Source organism: Kitasatospora aureofaciens (genome assembly GCF_001188955.3).
GTDB classification, from domain to species: Bacteria; Actinomycetota; Actinomycetes; order Streptomycetales; family Streptomycetaceae; genus Kitasatospora; species Kitasatospora aureofaciens.
Map to the genome: position 1 here is coordinate 39,558 of NZ_JPRF03000030.1, position 21,350 is coordinate 60,907.

General features: G+C 73.4%; 18 protein-coding genes and 1 pseudogene. 8 read left to right on the plus strand and 11 right to left on the minus strand.

Going from position 1 to position 21,350, the window contains the following annotated elements; genetic code table 11:
- Nucleotides 1-64: 64 nt before the first annotated feature.
- From HS99_RS19860 to HS99_RS19870, 3 genes are all read right to left on the minus strand, one after another.
- Nucleotides 65-1,783, minus strand: coding sequence for a phospho-sugar mutase (locus HS99_RS19860; RefSeq protein ID WP_030553167.1), 1,719 nt, complete (start codon nt 1,781-1,783; stop codon nt 65-67).
- A gap of 160 nt (nt 1,784-1,943) precedes the next feature.
- Entirely contained in the window at nt 1,944-2,765 is an 822-nt protein-coding gene (locus HS99_RS19865) for a purine-nucleoside phosphorylase (RefSeq protein ID WP_030281003.1), read from the minus strand.
- Nucleotides 2,766-2,914: 149 nt separating this feature from the next.
- Nucleotides 2,915-3,352, minus strand: a complete 438-nt coding sequence (locus HS99_RS19870; RefSeq protein WP_030281005.1) for a gamma-glutamylcyclotransferase family protein — start codon at nt 3,350-3,352, stop codon at nt 2,915-2,917.
- 98 nt (nt 3,353-3,450) lie between these two features.
- On the opposite strand from HS99_RS19870, the gene HS99_RS19875 reads away from it, so the two are divergent.
- Together HS99_RS19875 and HS99_RS19880 are read left to right on the plus strand one after the other, a co-directional pair.
- Complete coding sequence (locus HS99_RS19875; protein ID WP_030281007.1) at nt 3,451-4,965, plus strand: NAD(P)H-quinone dehydrogenase; 1,515 nt, start codon at nt 3,451-3,453, stop codon at nt 4,963-4,965.
- Between the two features lie 199 nt (nt 4,966-5,164).
- Nucleotides 5,165-6,157: a DeoR/GlpR family DNA-binding transcription regulator gene (locus tag HS99_RS19880; protein ID WP_072655120.1), complete on the plus strand. Its 993-nt coding sequence runs from the start codon at nt 5,165-5,167 to the stop codon at nt 6,155-6,157.
- Between the two features lie 102 nt (nt 6,158-6,259).
- On the opposite strand, the gene HS99_RS19885 is transcribed toward HS99_RS19880, so the two are convergent.
- The 6 genes from HS99_RS19885 to HS99_RS19905 form a co-directional block, all read right to left on the minus strand.
- Entirely contained in the window at nt 6,260-8,035 is a 1,776-nt protein-coding gene (locus tag HS99_RS19885; RefSeq protein WP_030281012.1) for an acetyl/propionyl/methylcrotonyl-CoA carboxylase subunit alpha, read from the minus strand.
- A 235-nt stretch (nt 8,036-8,270) separates the two neighbouring features.
- Complete coding sequence (locus HS99_RS19890; RefSeq protein WP_030281015.1) at nt 8,271-9,023, minus strand: hypothetical protein; 753 nt, start codon at nt 9,021-9,023, stop codon at nt 8,271-8,273.
- 121 nt (nt 9,024-9,144) lie between these two features.
- Nucleotides 9,145-9,744 carry a nucleoside triphosphate pyrophosphatase gene (locus HS99_RS19895; protein ID WP_030553169.1) on the minus strand — a complete coding sequence of 200 codons (600 nt, stop codon included), beginning with the start codon at nt 9,742-9,744 and terminating at the stop codon, nt 9,145-9,147.
- 47 nt (nt 9,745-9,791) lie between these two features.
- Nucleotides 9,792-9,932: a morphogenic membrane protein MmpB gene (mmpB, locus tag HS99_RS45075; protein WP_167344906.1), complete on the minus strand. Its 141-nt coding sequence runs from the start codon at nt 9,930-9,932 to the stop codon at nt 9,792-9,794.
- Nucleotides 9,933-10,086: 154 nt separating this feature from the next.
- Nucleotides 10,087-10,308: an acyl-CoA carboxylase epsilon subunit gene (locus HS99_RS19900; protein ID WP_030281019.1), complete on the minus strand. Its 222-nt coding sequence runs from the start codon at nt 10,306-10,308 to the stop codon at nt 10,087-10,089.
- Nucleotides 10,309-10,337: 29 nt separating this feature from the next.
- Complete coding sequence (locus HS99_RS19905; protein WP_370863279.1) at nt 10,338-11,948, minus strand: acyl-CoA carboxylase subunit beta; 1,611 nt, start codon at nt 11,946-11,948, stop codon at nt 10,338-10,340.
- A gap of 235 nt (nt 11,949-12,183) precedes the next feature.
- Between HS99_RS19905 and HS99_RS19910 the strand changes: the two genes are divergently transcribed.
- The 4 genes and pseudogenes from HS99_RS19910 to HS99_RS19925 all read left to right on the plus strand — a co-directional run bounded on the left by HS99_RS19910 (nt 12,184) and on the right by HS99_RS19925 (nt 17,124).
- Nucleotides 12,184-13,074 carry a biotin--[acetyl-CoA-carboxylase] ligase gene (locus HS99_RS19910; RefSeq protein ID WP_030553172.1) on the plus strand — a complete coding sequence of 297 codons (891 nt, stop codon included), beginning with the start codon at nt 12,184-12,186 and terminating at the stop codon, nt 13,072-13,074.
- Between the two features lie 173 nt (nt 13,075-13,247).
- On the plus strand, nt 13,248-14,369 hold the full coding sequence (locus HS99_RS19915) for an adenylate/guanylate cyclase domain-containing protein (RefSeq protein WP_046386475.1): 1,122 nt from the start codon (nt 13,248-13,250) through the stop codon (nt 14,367-14,369).
- Between the two features lie 230 nt (nt 14,370-14,599).
- A pseudogene (locus HS99_RS46835) lies at nt 14,600-15,850 on the plus strand (GGDEF domain-containing protein); the annotation flags it as partial.
- 890 nt (nt 15,851-16,740) lie between these two features.
- Nucleotides 16,741-17,124, plus strand: a complete 384-nt coding sequence (locus tag HS99_RS19925) for a hypothetical protein (protein ID WP_030553176.1) — start codon at nt 16,741-16,743, stop codon at nt 17,122-17,124.
- Here HS99_RS19925 and HS99_RS19930 read toward each other — a convergent pair.
- Nucleotides 17,087-17,707 carry a TetR/AcrR family transcriptional regulator gene (locus HS99_RS19930; protein ID WP_030553177.1) on the minus strand — a complete coding sequence of 207 codons (621 nt, stop codon included), beginning with the start codon at nt 17,705-17,707 and terminating at the stop codon, nt 17,087-17,089. The genes HS99_RS19925 and HS99_RS19930 overlap by 38 nt on opposite strands.
- A gap of 97 nt (nt 17,708-17,804) precedes the next feature.
- Here HS99_RS19930 and HS99_RS19935 point away from each other — a divergent pair, with 97 nt between their 5' ends.
- Entirely contained in the window at nt 17,805-18,995 is a 1,191-nt protein-coding gene (locus HS99_RS19935; RefSeq protein ID WP_030553180.1) for a macrolide family glycosyltransferase, read from the plus strand.
- Between the two features lie 128 nt (nt 18,996-19,123).
- Entirely contained in the window at nt 19,124-20,707 is a 1,584-nt protein-coding gene (gene hutH / locus HS99_RS19940; protein WP_094742942.1) for a histidine ammonia-lyase, read from the plus strand.
- A 28-nt stretch (nt 20,708-20,735) separates the two neighbouring features.
- On the opposite strand, the gene HS99_RS19945 is transcribed toward hutH, so the two are convergent.
- On the minus strand, nt 20,736-21,164 hold the full coding sequence (locus tag HS99_RS19945) for a hypothetical protein (RefSeq protein ID WP_030553182.1): 429 nt from the start codon (nt 21,162-21,164) through the stop codon (nt 20,736-20,738).
- Between the last annotated feature and the right edge of the window lie 186 nt (nt 21,165-21,350).

Consider the following 21,350-nt stretch of genomic DNA (forward strand, 5'->3'; position numbering starts at 1 on the left):
CCGGACGCGTGAGCCCGGGTGCGTGGAAGGGCCCGGAACGGGTGGGCCCTTCCACGCCGGAAGGTCAGATGCCCGCGGCCTCGGCGAGGTCGCGCTTGACCGCCGCCAGCAGCTCGGCGGCGCGCTCGCGGGTGGCGCCCAGGTCGGCGGCGGTGGCGACCGGGAGGACGACCTCCAGGTAGCACTTGAGCTTGGGCTCGGTGCCGGACGGGCGGACCACGATCCGGGCCGAGCGGACCGGGTCGCCGGCCAGGTAGTAGCGCAGCCCGTCGGTGGGCGGCAGGTCGTCGGAGCCGGCCGACAGGTCGTCGGCGCGGGTGACGGTCAGGCCGGCCAGGACGGTCGGCGGCTGCTCGCGCAGGCGGCGCATGGCGTCGGCGATCAGCGAGAGGTCCCGCACCCGGACGGACAGCTGGTCGGTGGCGTGCAGGCCGTGCTCCAGCGCGAGGTCGTCCAGCAGGTCGCTCAGGGTGCGGCCGGACTTCTTGAGGGTCGCGGCGAGCTCGGTGACGAGCAGGGCGGCGGTGATGCCGTCCTTGTCCCGGACGCCCTGGGGGTCGACGCAGTAGCCGAGCGCCTCCTCGTAGCCGTAGCGCAGGCCCTCGGCGCGGGCGATCCACTTGAAGCCGGTCAGCGTCTCGGCGTACGCCAGGCCCGCGGCCTCGGCGATCCGGCCGAGCAGGGTGGCGGAGACGATGGTGGTGGCGAAGGTGCCCTCGGCCTTCTTGGCGACCAGCGCGGAGCCGAGCAGCGCGCCGACCTCGTCGCCGCGCAGCATCCGCCAGCCGGCCGAGCCGTTGCCGCTGCCCCCCGCGTTGCCGCCGGTCGGGACGGCCACTGCGCAGCGGTCGGCGTCCGGGTCGTTGGCGATCACGATGTCCGGGCCGACCGCGGCGGCGGTGTGGAAGGCGAGGTCCATCGCCCCCGGCTCCTCCGGGTTGGGGAAGGCCACGGTCGGGAAGTCCGGGTCGGGCTCGGCCTGCTCGGCGACCACGGTCGGCGCCGGGAAGCCGGCCCGGCGGAAGGCGGCGACCAGGGTGTCGCGGCCGACGCCGTGCATCGGGGTGTAGACCACGTCCAGCTCGCGCGGGCTGTGCTCGTCGACGATGGAGACGGCCCGGGTCAGGTAGGCCTCGACGACGTCCTCGCCGAGCACCTCCCAGCCCTCCTCGGCGCGCGGGACGTCGTTCAGCGAACCGATCGCGTCGATGTGGGCGGCGATCCCGGCGTCGGCGGGCGGGACGATCTGCGAGCCGTCGCCCAGGTAGACCTTGTAGCCGTTGTCCTGCGGCGGGTTGTGGCTGGCGGTGACGGTCACCCCGGCGGCCGCGCCCAGGTGGCGGATCGCGAAGGCGAGCACCGGGGTCGGCAGCGGGCGCGGCAGCAGCGCGGCGCGCAGGCCCGCCCCGACCACCACGGCGGCGGTGTCGCGGGCGAAGTCGTACGACTTGTGCCGGGCGTCGTAGCCGATCACGACCAGGTCGCCGAGGCCCTGCTCCTTCACGTACGCGACCAGCCCGGCGGCGGCCCGGATCACCACGGCGCGGTTCATCCGCATCGGGCCGGCGCCGAGTTCGCCGCGCAGGCCGGCGGTGCCGAACTGGAGGCGGTCGGAGAAGCGCTCGGCGAGCTCGGACCAGGCGAGGGTGCAGTCCTCCTCGGCCTCCGGGCCCTCGGCCCGGGCCAGCAGGGCGGTCAGTTCCTCACGGGTCTGCGGGTCGGGGTCCTCGGCCAGCCAGGTACGGGCCCGGGCGAGGAGGTCGGTGGTGGGTGCCTGCGTCATTTGCCTGCTCCATCGGAAAGTGCGTCGGGGTGTCGGCCGGAGGGTTCCGCGCAAAGGGAAGAAGAGGTGTGCACATGCGGACGGGGCCCGCGGGATGGCGTGATCAGCGGATCACGCCGCCCGTGGGCCCCGTCACTCATGATTCTGCGCCCGGCAGGCGTCAGATCCGCTCCAGGACCTTCGCCAGCAGCTCGCCCATGCGTTCGGCGGAGGCCTTGCCGGCCTCCAGGACCTCTTCGTGGTTGAGCGGCTCGCCGGTCATGCCGGCGGCCAGGTTGGTGACCAGGGAGATGCCGAGCACCTCGGAGCCGGCCTCGCGGGCGGCGATGGCCTCCAGGGTGGTGGACATGCCGACCAGCTCGCCGCCGATCACCCGGGCCATGTTGACCTCGGCCGGGGTCTCGTAGTGCGGGCCGCGGAACTGGACGTAGACGGCCTCGTCCAGGCTCGGGTCGACCTCGCGGCACAGCGCGCGCAGGCGCTTGGAGTACAGGTCGGTGAGGTCGACGAAGTTGGCGCCGACGATCGGGGAGTCCGCGGTCAGGTTGATGTGGTCGCTGATCAGGACGGGCTGGCCCGGGGTCCAGCCCTGGCGCAGACCACCGCAGCCGTTGGTCAGGACGATGACGCCGCAGCCGGCCGCGGCGGCGGTGCGCACGCCGTGGACGACGGTGGCCACGCCGTGGCCCTCGTAGTAGTGGTTGCGGCCGAGGAAGATCAGGGCGCGCTTGTCGCCGATCTTCACCGAGCGGATCTTGCCGGCGTGGCCGGCCACGGCGGGGGCGGGGAAGCCCGGGAGGTCGGTGACCGGGAACTCGGCCACGGTCTCACCCAGGGCGTCGGCGGCCGGCACCCAGCCGGAGCCCATCACCAGGGCGACGTCGTGCCGCTCGGCACCGGTCAGCTCGCGCAGGCGCTCGGCGGCGGCCTGGGCGGCGGCGTAGGGGTCGGCGGAGACGACCGACTGAGGAGAAGCGTTCACGGGAACGAGGATAGACGGGTTTCGGCTACGCGCGTAGAAGATCTGCGTACGGCATGCCGGATCGTTACCGGGTTGTCCCGAAGGCACAGCTCGGCGGCGCTCTTCGGGTGGCCGGTTCTGTCGATACGCACAGGAAGGAGGGCTTGCGCTCAGCAGGGTCGGCGGCGCAGGTCCAGCACGTAGTCGTCCGGGGCGCCGGCGCTCTCGGCGGCGTCGGCGATCAGGCCGAGGTAGCGGGCCGCGGGCAGACCGCCCTCGTAGTCGTTGAGCACGTACGTCCAGACCGGGATGTCGCCGTCCAGGGTCTGCGCGCGCAGCCTGATCTTGCGGTAGATGCCGAGCTGGACGCCCTCCCAGCGGTCCAGGCCCTCCTCGTCCATCGGCGCGATGTCGTAGAGGGAGACGAAGACCCGGTCCTTCTCGTCCTCGACGACGGTGGCCAGCGAGCCCTCCCAGCCGAGCTGCTCGCCGCCGAAGGTGAGCCGCCAGCCGTCCAGCCACCCCGTGCCGCGGAGCGGGGAGTGCGGGGCCCGGCGGGTCATCTGCCGGGCATCGAGGTTGGTGGCATACGCGGCGTAAAGGGACATGGGTGCAGCGTAGCCCGGTCGGAGGACGCGGCGGGGGCCAGTGGACGAAGCCACCGAGCGCGGACCCCGTTGTGGCGCCGCTCCCGGTGTGCGGGACAATGGGGTACGTGACTCGGATCGTGATCATCGGTGGCGGACCCGGCGGCTACGAGGCGGCGCTGGTGGCCGCTCAGCTCGGCGCGGAGGTGACCGTCGTCGACCGCGACGGTCTGGGCGGATCGGCGGTGCTCACGGACTGCGTGCCGTCGAAGACCCTGATCGCGACCGCGGAGGTGATGACCACCTTCGACAGCTCGTACGAGGAGCTGGGCATCACGGTCGACCAGGACGGCGCCGGGGACCGCGAGAGCAAGGTCATCGGCGTGGACCTGGGCAAGGTCAACCGCCGTGTGAAGCGCCTGGCGATCGCGCAGTCCCACGACATCACCCAGTCCGTCACCCGCGCCGGGGTCACCGTGCTGCGCGGCCGCGGGCGGCTCGGGGCCGGCGGGCAGGCCGTGGACGGCTCCCGGGAGGTGCTGGTGGACGCCCCCGACGGTGCCGTGCACTCGCTGCGCGCCGACGCGGTGCTGATCGCCACCGGCGCCCACCCGCGCGAGCTGCCGGACGCCCAGCCGGACGGCGAGCGGATCCTGACCTGGACCCAGGTGTACGACCTGGAGGAGCTGCCGCGCGAGCTGATCGTGGTCGGCTCCGGCGTCACCGGCGCCGAGTTCGCCGGCGCGTACCAGGCGCTCGGCTCCAAGGTCACCCTGGTGTCCAGCCGTGACCGGGTGCTGCCCGGTGAGGACCCGGACGCCGCCGAGGTGCTGGAGGACGTCTTCCGCCGCCGCGGCATGAACGTGATGGGCCGTTCGCGGGCCGAAACGGTCAAGAGGATTTCGGCACGGGCAGAAGGCACACAGGGACCCTCCTCGCCGGAGGCGGGCGAGGAGGGATGGATCGGCGACCGGGTCGAGGTCACCCTCTCCGACGGCACGGTGATCGAGGGCACCCACTGCCTGATGGCGGTCGGTTCGATCCCCAACACCGCGGACATGGGCCTGGAGGAGGCCGGGGTCAAGCTCAACGACTGGGGCCAGATCCAGGTCGACCGGGTCTCCCGCACCAGCGCCCCGGGCGTCTACGCGGCCGGCGACTGCACCGGCGTCTTCATGCTCGCCTCGGTGGCGGCCATGCAGGGCCGGATCGCGATGTACCACGCGCTCGGTGACGCGGTGCAGCCGCTGAACCTGAAGACCGTGGCCTCCAACGTCTTCACCGACCCGGAGATCGCCACCGTCGGTTACACCGCGGCCGACGTGGAGTGCGGCAAGATGGACGCCGTCGTGGTCAAGCTGCCGCTGCGCGGCAACCCGCGGGCGAAGATGCAGGGCATCCGGGACGGCTTCGTGAAGCTGTTCTGCCGTCCGGGCACCGGCATCGTGGTCGGCGGCGTGGTCGTCGCCCCGCGGGCCAGCGAGCTGATCCACCCGATCGCGCTGGCGGTGGACGCCAATCTGACGGTCGAACAGGTGGCCAGCGCCTTCACCGTCTACCCGTCGGTCTCCGGCTCGACCGCCGAGGCCGCCCGGCAGCTGCACATCCGCAAGCGGTCCGCCGGCGAATCCTGAGCCCGGAGCGCACAGTTGGGGCGGCCGCCGATCGGTGGCCGCCCTTCGCGCAGGCATGATCATCACCCGGACGGCGGGCGCGGTTCCGGGTGGTCGGCGGCGCGTATTGTACGGTCACGCGCCGCTCTTGCGTGAGCAATTCCCGCTACCAGCTGCAAACGCCTGAAAGCAGACGGTCACGCAGGTTACCGTCGGTTCTGTGTTTGCAGCAGAACGTCGCCAATTGATCCTCGAAATGGTGCGCGCCAACGGAGCCGTCTCGCTCCGGGAGTTGGCCCGCGTCGTCCAGACCTCCGAAGTGACCGTGCGCCGCGACGTACGGGCGCTGGAGGCAGAAGGGCTCCTCGACCGCCGGCACGGCGGCGCGGTGCTCCCCGGCGGCTTCAGCCGCGAACCCGGCTACCCGCAGAAGACCCATCTGTCCGCGGCGGAGAAGAGTGCCATCGCGGACCTCGCCGCCGGACTGGTGGAGGAGGGCGACGCGGTGGTGGTAGGCGCCGGCACCACCACCCAGGAACTGGCCCGCCGGCTGGCCCGGGTGCCCGGGCTGACCGTGGTCACCAACTCGCTGCTGGTCGCCCAGGCGCTGGCGCACGCCAACCGGGTCGAGGTGGTGATGACCGGCGGTACCCTGCGCGGCTCCAACTACGCCCTGGTGGGCAGCGGTGCCGAGCAGTCGCTGCAGGGGCTGCGGGTCACCAAGGCCTTCATCTCCGGCAGCGGGCTGACCGCCGAGCGCGGGCTGTCGACCGCGAACATGCTGTCCGCGAGCGTGGACCGGGCAATGGTGCTGGCGGCCGCCGAGGTCATCGTCCTCGCCGACCACACCAAGCTCGGCGCGGCCGGCATGTTCCAGACGGTCGCCACCGAGACCATCACCCGGCTGGTCACCGACGAGCAGGCCACCGCGGACGACGCCACCGCCCGCGAGCTGGACGCGCTCGCCGACTGCGGGGTGCAGATCGACCTCGCCCCGCTCGGCGTCGCCTCCGGCGGCGACGCCCCGGTGCACGGCACCGGCAGCGGCCCGGTGCACCAGACCCAGCCCGGTCCGGTGGGCCGTCGGCCCGTCCCGCCGCCCGGTGGTGCCCCGCTGCCCGGCCAGCGCCGTCCCGGTACCCACGGCGGGCCGGTGGGCCCGGGCGGGATGCCGGTCCGGCTGGCCGAGATGGGCCTGCCGCGCGGGCGTTGAGCCCGGAAACCCGAACGGTCCGTACTCCTTCGAAGGGAGTACGGACCGTTCGAGAATTGACGGACGCGGTGTCAGGACCTGATCCGCGTCGGCCCGATCGGGTCAGTCCTTGATCTCGCAGAGCGCGGCGCCGCTGCTGACGCTCCCGCCCACCTCGGCCTTGAGGCCGACGACGGTGCCCGCCTTGTGGGCGTTCAGCGGCTGCTCCATCTTCATCGCCTCCAGGACCACGATCAGCTCGCCCTCGGCGACGACCTGGCCCTCCTCGACGGCGACCTTGACGATGGTGCCCTGCATCGGCGAGGCCAGGGTGTCACCGCTGAGGGCCGAACCGGCCTTCTTGGCGCCCACCCGGCGCTTGGCCTTGGCCGCACCCGTCGCACCGGCCGCGGGGGCCGTGGAGACGCCCAGCGAGGACGGCAGCGAGACCTCGATCCGCTTGCCGCCGACCTCGACGACCACGGTCTCCCGGGTCTCGGCCTCCTCGGCCTCGCCGGCCCCGCCGACGAACGCCGGGATGGTGTTGTCGAACTCGGTCTCGATCCAGCGGGTGTAGATCTTGAACGGTCCGTCGCTGCCGTGCACCTCGGGCGCGAACGCCGGGTCGGTGACGACCGCCTGGTGGAACGGGATGGCGGTGGCCATGCCCTCGACCTTGAACTCGTTCAGCGCGCGCCTGGCCCGCTCCAGGGCCTGCTTGCGGTCGCGGCCGGAGACGATCAGCTTGGCCAGCAGCGAGTCCCAGGCCGGGCCGATGACCGAGCCGCTCTCCACGCCGGAGTCCAGGCGCACGCCCGGGCCGGACGGCGGGGCGAACAGCGTCACCGTGCCGGGGGCGGGCAGGAAGTTGCGGCCCGGGTCCTCGCCGTTGATGCGGAACTCGAAGGAGTGGCCGCGCACCTCGGGGTCGCCGTAGCCGAGCTCCTCGCCGTCGGCGATCCGGAACATCTCGCGGACCAGGTCGATCCCGGTGACCTCCTCGGTGACCGGGTGCTCCACCTGCAGGCGGGTGTTGACCTCCAGGAAGGAGATCGTGCCGTCCAGCGCGACCAGGAACTCGCAGGTCCCGGCGCCCTCGTAGCCGGCCTCCTTGAGGATGGCCTTGGAGGCGCGGTACAGCTCGGCGTTCTGCGCCTCGGTCAGGAACGGCGCGGGCGCCTCCTCGACCAGCTTCTGGTGGCGGCGCTGCAGCGAGCAGTCACGGGTGGAGACGACCACCACGTTGCCGTGCTTGTCCGCGAGGCACTGGGTCTCCACGTGCCGCGGGTTGTCCAGGTAGCGCTCGACGAAGCACTCGCCGCGGCCGAAGGCGGCGACCGCCTCGCGCACCGCGGAGTCGTACAGCTCCGGGATCTCCTCCAGGGTGCGGGCGACCTTGAGGCCGCGGCCGCCGCCGCCGAAGGCCGCCTTGATGGCGACCGGCAGGCCGTGCTCCCGGGCGAACGCGACGACCTCGTCGGCACCCGAGACCGGGTCCGGGGTGCCGGCCACCAGCGGGGCGCCGGCGCGCTGGGCTACGTGACGGGCGGTGACCTTGTCGCCGAGGTCCCGGATGGCCTGCGGCGGCGGGCCGATCCAGGTCAGGCCCGCGTCGATGACGGCCTGGGCGAATTCGGCGTTCTCCGACAGGAACCCGTAGCCGGGGTGGACGGCGTCGGCGCCGGAGTCCTCGGCGGCCTTGAGGACCTTGGCGATGTCCAGGTAACTGGTGCCGGGGGTGTCACCGCCCAGCGCGTAAGCCTCGTCGGCCGCGCGGACGTGCAGCGCATCCCGGTCCGGCTCGGCGTAGACGGCGACGCTGGTGATACCGGCGTCCGAGCAGGCCCGGGCGACGCGGACGGCGATTTCCCCGCGGTTGGCGATGAGCACCTTGCGCACTGTGGCTCCCTTCTTGAACCTCGTTGAGTTTATGGATTCCTGGGCAGTACCGGCGAGTAGCCCCAGGTTGTGAACTATCCCACACGCTCGGTGATGAGAAATCGGGCCCCGATCACGGTCCGTCGACGACTGCGCAGGTCGCGGCCGGTGCGGTGCGGCCGAGGCGGTCGACGGTCGGTGACCGTCCGGCGGCGTGGCGGGACGGTGTCATGGAACACACCTTCCCGCAGCCCGCTTAAGCCGCGGTCGAGGCGGCCGCGGGGCGCCGCATCGCCTCGGCGGTCACGTCGGCGGCGAGCTCCACCACGTCCGGCCCGTACGCTTTCGGGTTGACGATCCGCAGGACGAGGGCGAAGGTGCCGGTCCCGCCGTACTGCCGGGCGAGTCGACGGTGGTTGGCGACCAGGAAGCGCACGGCGGCGTGATTGGAGACCGCGGTCTGCCCGGACACCAGGAAGGCGGGCCGGCCGTCGGGCGACGGGTGCAGCCGGGCGAGCAGGGCGAAGGCCTGGCCGCCGGAGGGCGCGGACCCGGGCTCGTACCGGTACTCCTCGCCGCCCACCGCGAGCGACAGCTCCGGGGCGCTACCGCCCACATCCGTGAAGGTCACCCCGGGCAGCCAGGAGGCCAGGTGCGCCGCCGTCCGGTCGTTGCTGGACGGGCCGCCGAGGCAGAACTCGGCCCTGTGGCCCAGGCCCTGGCGGACGTCCTCGTGGCCGACCAGGTCGGCCTGGGCCCCGCACTCCTTGATCAGCGCGGCCAGCTCCATGAGGGCGAACACATCGTTGCGCGAGACGCTCTTGCCACTGGTCGAGGCGGTGTGCCGGTTCACCACCAGCAGGCACTCGCCCCCGGGCGGCATGCCGAAGAACGCTCGGACCCGCTCCAGCCGCCGTCTCCGCCGCAGGGCCTGCGCGAGCCAGCCGAGGCCGGCGCTGATGGCGCTGGCCACCAGGCCCAGCACCACGTTGAGCACGCTGTCGGTCATCGCCGCGTTCCCTCCCCGCTCGAAACGCTCGTCAGCTTAGAGGGCCAACGGGCGGGTGCGGCAGGTTGATTGGTCCACGGATCGGGCCGGGAGCGGGTCGTGCGGTCCCGGGGAACGCGCCTCAGGTCCACAGATCGGTGATGCGCAGGTCCAGCTCGGCGAGCAGGCGGCGCAGCAGCGGCAGGGACAGGCCGATGACGTTGCCCGGGTCGCCGTCGATGCCGTCGACGAAGGGCGCCGAGCGGCCGTCCAGGGTGAACGCCCCGGCCACGTGCAGCGGCTCACCGGAGACGACGTAGGCGGCCACCTCCTCGTCGTCGGGGGTGCCGAAGCGGACGGTGGTGGAGGCGGTCGCCGAGGCCTGCTTCCCGGTCGCGGTGTCGATTACGCAGTGGCCGGTGCGCAGCACCCCGTCGCGGCCGCGCATGGACTGCCAGCGGGCCAGCGCCTCGGCGGCGTCGGCGGGCTTGCCGAGGGCCCGGCCGTCCAGCTCCAGGACGGAGTCGCAGCCGATCACCAGCTCGCCGTCGGTCAGCCCGGCGGCGACGGCCTTCGCCTTGGCCTCGGCCAGGACGAGGGCGAGCTCTCCGGGGGTGGCGGCACTGATCGCGTCCTCGTCGACGCCGCTGACCACCACGCGGGGGTCGAGCCCCGCCTGGCGCAGCAGCCCGAGGCGGGCGGGGGAGGCGGAGGCGAGGACGAGGGCGCGCTGGTCGGTCATGCCCACCAGGGTAGGGGGTGCCCCATCCGCCGTTCGGGTGAAACGGCTCAGATGAAGAACCGGGAGATCATGATCAGCACGGAGCCCACCAGCACGATGGCGGCGAGCACCTTGCCGGCCCGCTGCATCCGCTGCTGCATGCGACGGGCCTCGGGCGAGGGCCCGTCCTCGGGGTCTGACCAGAGCACCCGTCCAGAGTGCGGTGCGGGCGGGCCCGGACGCCTGAGTATCCGTACTCAGGTTTCGGGCAGAACAGGCGGCGGGACGGGGGCGTGGAGCGGCCCGGAGTGGGAAGCCGGACGGGCCGGCTTCCCACTCCGGGCCGGAGCGGCTCCTGGCCGGCTAGTGCGCCCAGCCGGACGTCCGCCAGGCGTTGACGCCCGGGCGGACGGCGGGGCGGAGCAGGCGGGAGCGGTCGTTCCAGGGGGAGGCCGGGCCGGCGCCGGCCCGGCGCGCCGCCTCGGCGGCGGCCTGCGCGGCGGCGGCCCGGGCCTGGACCACCGCCAGGACGGTGGCGAGCTCCTCGGGGGTCGGCTGCCCGTGCAGCACGTGGATCGGGGACATGGCTGGTTCTCTCCCGAGAGGGATGGTGCCTACAGGGGGATGTTGCCGTGCTTCTTGGGCGGCAGCACCTCGCGCTTGCCGCGCAGCGCCCGCAGGCCCCGGACGATGTGCCGACGGGTCTCGCTCGGGGCGATCACCGCGTCGACGTAGCCGCGCTCGGCGGCCAGGTACGGGTTGAGCAGGGTGTCCTCGTACGAGGCGATCAGCTCGGCCCGCTTCTCGTCGGCGGTGCCGGCCGCCTCGGCCTCGGCGATCTCCCGGCGGTGCAGGATGTTGACCGCGCCCTGCGCGCCCATCACCGCGATCTGGGCGGTCGGCCAGGCCAGGTTGAGGTCGGCGCCCAGGTGCTTGGAGCCCATGACGTCGTACGCGCCGCCGAAGGCCTTGCGGGTGATCACGGTGATCAGCGGGACGGTGGCCTCGGCGTAGGCGTAGATCAGCTTGGCGCCGCGGCGGATGATGCCGTCCCACTCCTGCTCGGTGCCGGGCAGGAAGCCGGGCACGTCGACGAAGGTCAGCACCGGGATGTTGAAGGAGTCGCAGGTGCGGATGAAGCGCGCGGCCTTCTCGCTGGCGTTGATGTCCAGGCAGCCGGCCAGGTCCATCGGCTGGTTGCCGACGATGCCCACCGACTGGCCCTCGACCCGGCCGAAGCCGGTGATGATGTTGCCCGCGAACAGCGGCTGGGTCTCCAGGAACTCGCCGTCGTCGAGGACGTGCTCGATCACCTTGTGCATGTCGTACGGCTGGTTCGCCGAGTCCGGCACGATGACGTCGAGTTCGAGGTCCTCGTCGGTGACGGTGAGGTCGGCCTGCTCGGGGTAGGACGGCGGGTCGCTCAGGTTGTTGGACGGCAGGTACGAGAGCAGGCTCTTGACGTACTCGACCGCCTCCTTCTCGTCCGTCGCCAGGTAGTGGGCGTTGCCGGACTTGGTGTTGTGGGTCCGGGCGCCGCCCAGCTCCTCCATGCCGACGTCCTCGCCGGTCACGGTCTTGATCACGTCCGGTCCGGTGATGAACATGTGCGAGGTCCGGTCGGCCATCACCACGAAGTCGGTGATCGCGGGGGAGTAGACCGCGCCGCCCGCGCAGGGGCCCATGATCAGCGAGATCTGCGGGATGACGCCCGAGGCGTGCACGTTGCGGCGGAAGATCTCGCCGTACAGGCCGAGCGAGACCACGCCCTCCTGGATCCGGGCGCCGCCGGAGTCGTTGATGCCGATGACCGGGCAGCCGGTCTTCAGCGCGAAGTCCATCACCTTGACGATCTTCTCGCCGAAGACCTCGCCGAGCGAGCCGCCGAAGACGGTGAAGTCCTGGGCGAAGACCGCGACCTGACGGCCGTCGACGGTGCCGTAGCCGGTCACCACGCCGTCGCCGTAGGGCCGGTTCCTCTCCTGGCCGAAGTTGGTCGAGCGGTGCCGGGCGAACTCGTCGAACTCGACGAAGGAGTCCTCGTCCAGCAGCTCGACGACCCGCTCACGGGCGGTCAGCTTGCCCTTGGCGTGCTGCTTCTCCACGGCCTTGGCGGAGCCGGAGTGCACCGCCTCGTCCAGCCTGCGCCGCAGGTCGGCGAGCTTGCCGGCGGTGGTGTGGGGGTCGTACGGCGCCTCGGTCATCCGGTGGCTCTCCCTGATCATCGGCCGCGACCTGTTCGAGTGCGCGCGGGCCGGAGACGGGGCCCGCGCAGGAGGGCAGGGCGGCGCTGCGAACTACCGCTGCGTAGCGTAGCCAGCGCGCCGGGCGATCCGTCATGTCCTGGCGTTATGGTCATCGACACAGTGTGTCAACGAGCGTTCTGCGGGACGATGGTGCGGACTGCGCCTCTGCGGGTCCGTCCTGCCCGTGGCCCGGGCTGGTCCTAGGGTTGCCACCATGACACCCGAGACCCCCCGCCGCAGTGGACTGCGCGGCTTCGGCCGTACCGGACCGTCCCCCTGGACCGACCTGGACCGGCCGCCGCTGGACCAGGAGGTGCTGCGCCGCGACCTGGTCGTGCCGGGCGGGCTCTGGACCTCGCTGGACGTCGTCGCCGAGACCGGCTCGACCAACAGCGACCTCGCCGAGCGGGCCCGGGCCGGCGCGCCGCAGGGCGCGGTGCTGGTCGCCGAGGCGCAGAGCGCCGCGCGCGGCCGGCTGGACCGGCAGTGGACCGCCCCGGCCCGTTCCGGGCTGTTCCTGTCCTTCCTGCTGCGCCCCGAGGAGGTGCCGGTCGAGCGGTACGGCTGGCTGCCGATCCTGGTCGGGGTGGCCGCCGCCAGCACCCTGGACCGGGTGGCGGGGGTCGAGGTCGGGCTGAAGTGGCCCAACGACCTCCAGGCGGTGATCGACGGCACGGAGCGCAAGCTCGGCGGCATCCTCACCGAGCTCAGCGGCGGTGCGGTGGTGGTCGGGATGGGCCTGAACGTCTCGCTGCGCGCCGCCGAGCTGCCCGTCCCCACCGCCGGCTCGCTCGCTCTGGCCGGCGCCTCGACCACCGACCGGTCCGTCCTGCTGCGCGCCCTGCTGCGCGAGTTCGCCGGGCTGTACGGCGAGTGGACGGCGGCGGCCGGGGACCCGCACGCCAGCGACCTGCTGCGCGCGTACGTGGACCGCTGCAGCACGCTCGGCCGCCAGGTGAGGGTGCACCTGCCCGGCGACCACGAGCTGGCCGGCGAGGCGGTGGCGATCGACGGGGACGGCCGGCTGGTGGTCCGTACGGCCGACGGCGCACGCCGGGCGGTCGGGGCGGGGGACGTGGTGCACGTCCGCCCCGAGCCGCGCTGAACGGCAGTCTTCACCTCTCCTTGACTCGGGCGGATGCTCCGGATCACGCGATTCCGTGCGAACATTCCACCTGGCAGCGGTGTGAGGCGCGCCACTGTCCGCCCGGGTGGCGGACGGTGCGCCCGGACAGGTAGGACACGAGGCAAGTGCGGCAACCGCACGGGGACGGACCGGTGGCAGAGGACGGCAGCAGCGGGACGGCGGGCAACCACGACCCCACGGTCGCGCTCGAACTGGAACGCCTGATCCTGGACGCGCCACGCCGTTACACCCCGTACCAGGCCGCGCGCGCCGCCGACGTCCCGATGGAGCTGGCCACCCGGTTCTGGCGCGCCATGGGCTTCCCCGACATCGGCCAGTCCCGGGCGCTCACCGACGGCGACGTGATCGCGCTGCGGCGCCTGGCCGGCCTGGTCGAGTCCGGGCTGCTCAGCGAGTCGATGGCGATCCAGGTGGCCCGCTCCACCGGCCAGACCACGGCCCGGCTGGCCGGCTGGCAGATGGACACCTTCCTGGAGAACCTCACCCAGTCCGCCGAACCCGGGCTGACCCGCGCCGACGTCGCGTACCCGCTGGTCGAGCTGCTGCTGCCGGAGCTGGAGCAGTTCCTGGTGTACGTCTGGCGGCGCCAGCTGGCCGCCGTCACCGGCCGGGTGGTGCAGGCCGCCGAGGACAACGAGATCACCAGCGGCCGGCTCGCCGTCGGCTTCGCGGACCTGGTCGGCTTCACCCGGCTGTCGCGGCGGCTGGAGGAGGAGGAGCTCGGCGAGCTGGTCGAGACCTTCGAGAACACCTGCTCGGACCTGATCGCCGGACAGGGCGGCCGGGTCATCAAGACCCTCGGCGACGAGATCCTCTACGTCACCGAGGACCCGTCCACCGCCGCCGAGATCGCGCTCAGCCTGATCGAGGCGCTGGCCGAGGACGACACCATCCCCGCACTGCGGGTCGGCATGGCCTTCGGGACGGTGACCCAGCGGATGGGCGACGTCTTCGGCACCACGGTCAACCTGGCCAGCCGGCTCACCTCGATCGCGCCCAAGGACGCGGTGCTGATCGACGGGGAGTTCGCCGCGGCGCTGGAGCAGCACGGCAGCGTCGGTCCGGCCGAGTCGGAGGGGCCCGGCCTGGCGGAGGCGCTGTCGGTGGCGGCCGGGATGCCCGCCTCCGGGCTGCCGGTGCCCGCGCCGGACACGGGGGCGCGGTTCCACCTGCAGCCGATGTGGCGGCGGCCGGTGCGGGGGCTGGGGCTGGTGGAGCCGTGGCTGCTGTCGCGGCGGACGAAGGCCGAGTAGCGGGTGGCGCGCACAGGGCTCTTCGTCGGCCGGGTTCCCGGGCCCTCGGACGGGTGCCGAACGGTTGAAAGCCGTACCGTCGGGTGCGGGTCCATCCGGGCAAACGGGGCATAACCGAACGAAATCGCCATAGTCTTGGGGCAAGCGGCCGGACGGGTGCGGCCGACCGGTGGGGGTCCGGCAGGACCGAGCACAGGGAGCGAGGCGAGCCGGTGAGCAGTGAGGCGATCATGACGGACCGCGGCTGCGACTGCGATGGCCCGCACCGCTCCGACCCGCTGCCCGACCTGCGGCTGCAGTCGGTGGTCGAACTCGCCCAGGACATGGCCGGGGCGCTCACCCCGCTGGAGGCCGTCCGCGCCGCCGCCGCCCGGGCCACCAAGGCGCTCGGCGCGACCATGGCCGCCGTCTCCGTATGGGACCGCGAGTCCGGCCGGCTCCGGGTGCTGGTCAACCACGGCGAGCTCGCGCCCGGCGAGGAGGAACTGCCCGAGGACGAGTCGTACCCGGTCGCGGACTTCCCGGAGATCGTCACCTACCTGGAGGAGCGCTGGAGCACCGGACGGCTGCCGCGCGCCTGGCTGCAGACCGCCGAGAACGACGAGCCGTACACCGGGCACATCCACCCGACCGCCGGCGCGTACTGCCAGGAACGCGCCGGCGCGCTGCGCCGGCGCGGCCGGGCCTGCTGCGTGGTCGCGCCGATCGTGCTGCACGGACAGGCCTGGGGAGAGCTGTACCTCGCCCGGTCGACCGGGATGCCCGGGTTCACCGAGGCCGACGCCGACTACGCGACCCTGCTCGCCGCCCAGGTCTCCGCCGGGCTCGCCCAGACCGAGCGCCTCGCCGACCTGCGCAAACTCGCCTTCTCCGACCCGCTCACCGGCCTCGCCAACCGGCGCGCCGTCGACGCCCGGCTGGAGAGCGCGCTGGAGGCGCACAACCGGGACAACACCGTGGTCTCGCTGGTGGTCTGCGACGTCAACGGGCTGAAGCGGGTCAACGACCAGCTCGGCCACGAGATGGGCGACCGGCTCCTGGAGCGCTTCGCCCACCAGCTGTCCCTGGCCGCCGCCAAACTGCCCGGCAGCCTCGCCGCCCGGCTCGGCGGCGACGAGTTCTGCCTGCTCGCGGAGGGGCAGAAGGCCGACGAGGTGGTCGCCGTCGCCGAGGAACTGTGCGCGCGGGCGCTCGCCCTGTCCGAGGGCGAGGGTGTCGCCTGCGGCGTCGCCTCCACCGGGGACTCCATCGGCCCGGTCACCACCCCCGACCGGCTCTTCCGGCTCGCCGACGCCGCCCAGTACCGCGCCAAGGCCGCCCGCGCCGCCCACCCGGTGGTCGCCGGGCGCAGCCACGGCCCCGGCTTCTCGCCCGATCCCACCGTGCTGCTCGCCGACGCCGCCGACCCCCACCACCGCGCCGACGGCCGGCGCGGCCCCGGCGGCCGGGCCGGTGCGGCCGACCGGCGGCGCTTCCGCGGCGCCGCCCACAGCGCCGACCCGGGGCAGCTGCTCACCGCCGTGCTCTCGGCCCTCGACCAGGCCTCGGCCGCCCGGGCCGTCCACCCCGCCGACACCCTCGGCAAACTGGTCGTCGTCGCCGAGACCTCCGCCCGGCTGCTCGACGCCGTCGGCTGGTGGGTCTCGTACGTCCCGCCGGGCTCCCACCTGATGCGCACCTCCCAGCACGCCGTCTACCGGATGACCAGCGGCCCCAGCAGCACCCGCGCCGAGACCCAGCGCGCCCAGATCGAGGCACCCGACGCCGTCTTCGACCTCCGCCACTACCCGATGACCCGCCGCGCCGTCCGCGGCGGCGCCTTCGCGCTGCGGGCGGGCGCGGCGGGCAACGACCCGGCGGAGGAGGCGATGCTCGTCGTCTCCGGCTACCGCGGCATGGTCGCGGCGGGCGGCCAGAACCCGGCGGGCGGCTGGCTGGTCGAGCTGTTCGCCGACGACGCCACCCTGCCGCTCGGCCAGGCGGCCTGCGCGATGCGGGCGCTGGTGGCGGTCGCCCTGGCGGGGGCGGCCTCGCCGCCGGTGATGTGACGGCGGGGGTTGTTGTCGGGGGTGGGGGCTCTCGGGAGAGTGGGTGGCGCCGGGACGGTTCCGGGGGTGGCCGCTCGCCCGCAACGCCCCCTTCCGCAGCCACCCCCTCCACCGCCCCTCCCGCAGCGCGTCCCTCTCGCCTTGGTCGGGTGAGAGGGGTGGGGGGTGCTTGGTGGGCGCGCGGGGCGTTGCCCGCGCGCCCACGGAGGGGGATGTGCCGGTTCGGTGACCGGGGTGTCGCGGCTGGGTCGCGGTTGAGGGTACGGGGTGTCCTGGTGGGGGGCGGGGTGGGATGGTGTCGGGGCTGGACCGGGGAGCAGGGGGTGACCATGGGCGGACGGCTGGTGGGTGCGGCGGTGACCGGGGTGCTGGTGCTGGGCGGCGGGGTGGCGGGGGCCGGGCCCGCGTCGGCGGTGCCGGTGGTGCGAGTGGTGCCGGTGGTGCGGGCGGCGGGGCAGGTCGGTACGGCGTCGGCGGGGGCGACCGGTCCGGCGGCTGTGCGGACGGCGCGGGTCGGGCTGCGGGCGCATCAGATCACCCACGCGTCCTCGCGGCACAAGCGCAAGACCCGGCGCAGCGTGGTCGGCCGGGCGCTCGACGCGGTTTTCGGCTGGCTCGCCTTCGCCGTGCTGCTGGTCGTGCTGTTGGTGGTACTCGCGGTGTACGCGGTCAGGCGTCGGAGGTCCCGCTGGCGGCAGGGTGGTTGAGGGCCCGTAGGGCGGCGTCGACCAGGCGGTCCGCGTGCTCGTGGGTGAGCGGGCCGAGCCGGTACTGCCAGCGGTAGTAGAGCGGTCCGTAGACCAGTTCGACGGCGAGGTCGAGGTCGGCGTCGGGGGCGAGTTGGCCGGCCTCGCGGGCGGCCCGGAGGCGGTCGCGGGTGACTTCCAGTAGCGGGTCCAGCAGGCGGGTGCGGTACTCGGAGTGCAGCACCGGGTCGTTGAGGAGCTCGGCGATGATGGCGCGATAGGTGCGGTCGGCGCGCGGGTCGGTGAGTTCGTCGCTGGTGGGGCGCAGGACGGCCCGCAGGTCGGCGGCGAGGTCGCCGGTGTCGGGGAGGGCGAGGCCGCCCTCGTGCTGGTTGACGGCGAGGAAGGCGTCGAAGACCACGGCGCCCTTTGAGGGCCACCACCGGTAGATGGTCTGCTTGCCGACGCCGGCCCGGGCGGCGATCGCCTCGATGGTCAGCTTGCCGTAGCCGACTTCGGCGACGAGCTCGGCGGCGGCGGTGAGGACGGCGGCGCGGGCGCGTTCGCTGCGGCGGGCGGGGTCGGGGGCGGTTCTGGAGGCCATGGGAAAAGTCTATGCGAGATGACGAGACGAGACGTATTGTCTTACTGTTCCTGCGAGACGGAACGTCTCGTCTTCATCGCTTTCCCCGGAGGTGCACATGAACCGCCCCGCACACATCCTGATGGTCTCCGTTCCGGCGCACGGGCACGTCAACCCCAGCCTCGCCGTGATCACCGAGCTGGTCGCCCGGGGGTACCGGGTCAGTTACGTCAACGACCCGTCCTTCCGCGAGATCGTCGAGTCCACCGGGGCGTCCTTCGTCCCGTACGCGACCGCGCTGCCGCTCACCGACGACCCGGCCGGCTGGCCGGAGGACCCGGTGGCGATCCAGGAGGTGTTCCTGGACGACGCGCTGTCGATGTGGTCCGCCCTGCTGGAGGCCTTCGAGGACGACCACCCCGACCTGGTGCTCTACGACATCGCGGGCTTCGCCGGGCGGGCGCTCGGCGAACGGCTGGGCGTGCCGGTGGTGCAGCTGTCCTCCAGCTTCGTCGGCTGGGACGGCGGCGAAGAGGACCTGGCCGAGGTCTTCGAGGCGATCCGCAGTGGCCCCGGCGGCCCCGAGCACCACCGGCGGTTCGCCGACTGGCTGGCCGGGGCCGGCGCGGTGCAGCGGGACGTCGAGGCCTTCAAGAACCGCCCCGAGCGGTGCATCGCGCTCGTCCCGCGGGCGCTCCAGCCCAACGCGGACCGGGTGGACGAGCGGCGGGTCAGCTTCGTCGGGCCCTGCTTCGGCGACCGTGCCCACCAGGGGCGGTGGGAGCGCCCGGCGGGCGCCGAGAAGGTGCTGCTGGTCTCGCTGGGCTCGGCCTACACCAACCAGCCCGCGTTCTACCGGGCGTGCATCGAGGCCTTCGGCGACCTGCCGGGCTGGCACACCGTGCTGCAGATAGGCCGGCACACCGACCTGGCGGCGCTGGGCGAGGTGCCGGACACCGTGGAGGTGCACCGGTGGGTGCCGCAGCTGTCGGTGCTCGCCCAGGCGGACGCCTTCGTCACCCACGCGGGCATGGGCGGCTCCAGCGAGGGGCTGTTCCACGCGGTGCCGATGATCGCCGTGCCGCAGGCTGTCGACCAGTTCGCCAACGCGGACGCGCTGGTCGGCCTCGGCGTGGCGCGCCGGTTGGACACCGAGCAGGCCACCGCGGAGGCGCTGCGCGCCGCGCTGCTGGAGCTGGTCGACGATCCGGCGGTGGCCGAGCGGCTGGCGGTGCTGTCCGCCGCGGGCCGGGCCGAGGGTGGCACCGTGCGGGCAGTGGACCTGATCGAGGCCGAGCTGAAGGGTTAGTCGCTGGGAGCGGCCCCCCGGGGGGAGTGGACCCCCGGGGGTGCGGCACGGATCCGGGCATCGGAGAATCCGGATCGGATGGTGGGCAGCTGTTGTCATATCTCCATTCACCTGATGTGATTGTGTATATGGATATGCACAGTGCTGTGGCCCCCGACGCTCCGCTGGTCCAGGTCGGTAAGGCCGACGTCAGTGCGGAGGACGTGCTGGCCGTCGCCCGGGGCAACGCCCGGGTCGAGATCGGTCCCGACGCGCTCGCCGAGATGGCGGCCGCCCGCGCGCGGATCGACGCCCTCGCGGCCGAGCCGCGCCCCGTCTACGGCGTGTCGACCGGCTTCGGCGCGCTCGCCGTCCGGCACATCAGCCCCGAGCTGCGTGCCCAGCTGCAGCGCTCGCTGGTCCGCTCGCACGCGGCCGGCATGGGCCCGGCGGTCGAGCGCGAGGTGGTCCGCGCGCTGATGTTCCTCCGGATGAAGACGCTGGCCTCCGGCCGCACCGGCGTCCGCCCGCTGGTCGCCCAGACCATGGCCGCCCTGCTCAACGCGGGCATCACCCCGGTGGTGCGCGAGTTCGGCTCGCTCGGCTGCTCCGGCGACCTCGCGCCGCTGTCGCACTGCGCCCTGGTGCTGATGGGCGAGGGCACCGCCACCGGCCCGGACGGTGTGGAGAAGCCCGTCGCCGAGCTGCTGGCCGCCGCCGGGATCGAGCCGGTCGAGCTGCTGGAGAAGGAGGGCCTGGCCCTCATCAACGGCACCGACGGCATGCTCGGCATGCTCGTGATGGCCATCGCCGACCTGCAGCGCCTGTTCACCACCGCCGACATCACCGCCGCGATGACCCTGGAGGCGCTGCTCGGCACCGACAAGGTGCTCGCCCCCGAGCTGCACGCCCCGATACGCCCGCACCCGGGCCAGGCGCTCAGCGCCGCCAACATGCTCGCCGTGCTCAAGGGCTCCGGCCTCACCGGCCACCACCAGGACGACGCGCCGCGAGTCCAGGACGCCTACTCGATCCGCTGCGCCCCGCAGGTCGCCGGGGCCGGCCGGGACACCCTGGCGCACGCCCAGCTGGTCGCCTCGCGCGAGCTCGCCGCCTCGGTGGACAACCCGGTGGTGCTGCCGGACGGCCGGGTGGAGTCCAACGGCAACTTCCACGGTGCGCCGGTGGCGTACGTGCTGGACTTCCTCGCCATCGCCGCCGCCGACCTCGGCTCGATCTCCGAGCGCCGCACCGACCGGCTGCTCGACAAGGCCCGCTCGCACGGCCTGCCGGCCTTCCTGGCCGACGACCCGGGCGTGGACTCCGGCCTGATGATCGCCCAGTACACCCAGGCGGCGCTGGTCAGCGAGAACAAGCGGCTCGCCGTCCCGGCCTCGGTCGACTCGATCCCGTCCTCCGCGATGCAGGAGGACCACGTGTCGATGGGCTGGTCGGCCGCCCGCAAGCTGCGCCAGGCCGTCGAGAACCTCGGCCGCATCCTCGCCGTCGAACTGACCGCCGCAGCCCGCGCGCTGGAGATCCGTCAGCAGGCCGACGCCTCGGGCGGGCTGGCCCCGGCCACCGCGGCCGCGATGGCCGCCGCCCGTGAGGCGGGGGTCGGCGGCGCCGGCCGCGACCGCTTCCTCTCGCCGGACCTGGAGGCCGCCGCCGCGCTGGTCGCCTCCGGGGACCTGGTGCGGGCGGTCGAGCGGGTCACCGGCCCGCTGGCCTGAGTTGTCCCGGACGCGGGGCGGCCGGGGCTCAGTCCCAGTCGCCCCGCGTCCGGCGCTCGTCCCGGTCGCGGCGGTTGCCCAGGGCCGCGGCGAAGTTGACCCCGACGATGCCCGCCCAGCAGGCGAGCAGGCCGGCGAAGCCACCGCTGCCGGGGTTGCTCGCGATCGCGGTCAGCGGGATGCCGAAGGCCAGCGAGACCACCGCCATCCGGTTGCCGGCCCGGCCAGGGGCCCAGCCGCGGTGGTGGTGGCGCCGGCTCCGGTCCCTGTCCCGGTGGTCGGGCTCGTAGTCGTCCAGCCGTGCGGCCACCGAACGCTCCACCCGGGCGTCCAGGCGGGCGTCGAGGCGCTTCATGAAGGAGTCGACGAGCTCCTCCTCGTACTCCTTGCCGAGCTCCTTGCGGGCCTGCAGGGTGGCGTCGAGGTCGCGCCGAAGTTCGTCCTGGCGAGTGTCCATGCCAGTAGCGTGGGGCCGCCGGCCGGCCCGGTCCATCCGTTCGCGGGGGGAATCCGGGCGGGGTCAGGGAGAAATCAGGGTTACCCCGAGGCCGGTGCCCGGCCCCCGGCCCGGTGCCCGATCATGGGGACGTCCGTGCGACGTCCCGCCGTACGAGACGTCTTTGCCAGGGGCGGCGCGCTGCTG

Bases quoted from the DNA above. Each gene is read 5' to 3' on its own strand.
- HS99_RS19945 (WP_030553182.1), bottom strand. From the start codon at position 21,164: ATGGACACTCGCCAGGACGAACTTCGGCGCGACCTCGACGCCACCCTG.
- hutH (WP_094742942.1), top strand. From the start codon at position 19,124: ATGGATATGCACAGTGCTGTGGCCCCCGACGCTCCGCTGGTCCAGGTC.
- HS99_RS19935 (WP_030553180.1), top strand. From the start codon at position 17,805: ATGAACCGCCCCGCACACATCCTGATGGTCTCCGTTCCGGCGCACGGG.
- HS99_RS19870 (WP_030281005.1), bottom strand. From the start codon at position 3,352: ATGTCCCTTTACGCCGCGTATGCCACCAACCTCGATGCCCGGCAGATG.
- HS99_RS19900 (WP_030281019.1), bottom strand. From the start codon at position 10,308: ATGTCCCCGATCCACGTGCTGCACGGGCAGCCGACCCCCGAGGAGCTC.
- HS99_RS19860 (WP_030553167.1), bottom strand. From the start codon at position 1,783: ATGACGCAGGCACCCACCACCGACCTCCTCGCCCGGGCCCGTACCTGG.
- HS99_RS19890 (WP_030281015.1), bottom strand. From the start codon at position 9,023: ATGACCGACAGCGTGCTCAACGTGGTGCTGGGCCTGGTGGCCAGCGCC.
- HS99_RS19910 (WP_030553172.1), top strand. From the start codon at position 12,184: ATGACACCCGAGACCCCCCGCCGCAGTGGACTGCGCGGCTTCGGCCGT.
- HS99_RS19905 (WP_370863279.1), bottom strand. From the start codon at position 11,948: ATGATCAGGGAGAGCCACCGGATGACCGAGGCGCCGTACGACCCCCAC.
- HS99_RS19875 (WP_030281007.1), top strand. From the start codon at position 3,451: ATGGGGTACGTGACTCGGATCGTGATCATCGGTGGCGGACCCGGCGGC.
- HS99_RS19895 (WP_030553169.1), bottom strand. From the start codon at position 9,744: ATGACCGACCAGCGCGCCCTCGTCCTCGCCTCCGCCTCCCCCGCCCGC.
- HS99_RS19930 (WP_030553177.1), bottom strand. From the start codon at position 17,707: ATGGCCTCCAGAACCGCCCCCGACCCCGCCCGCCGCAGCGAACGCGCC.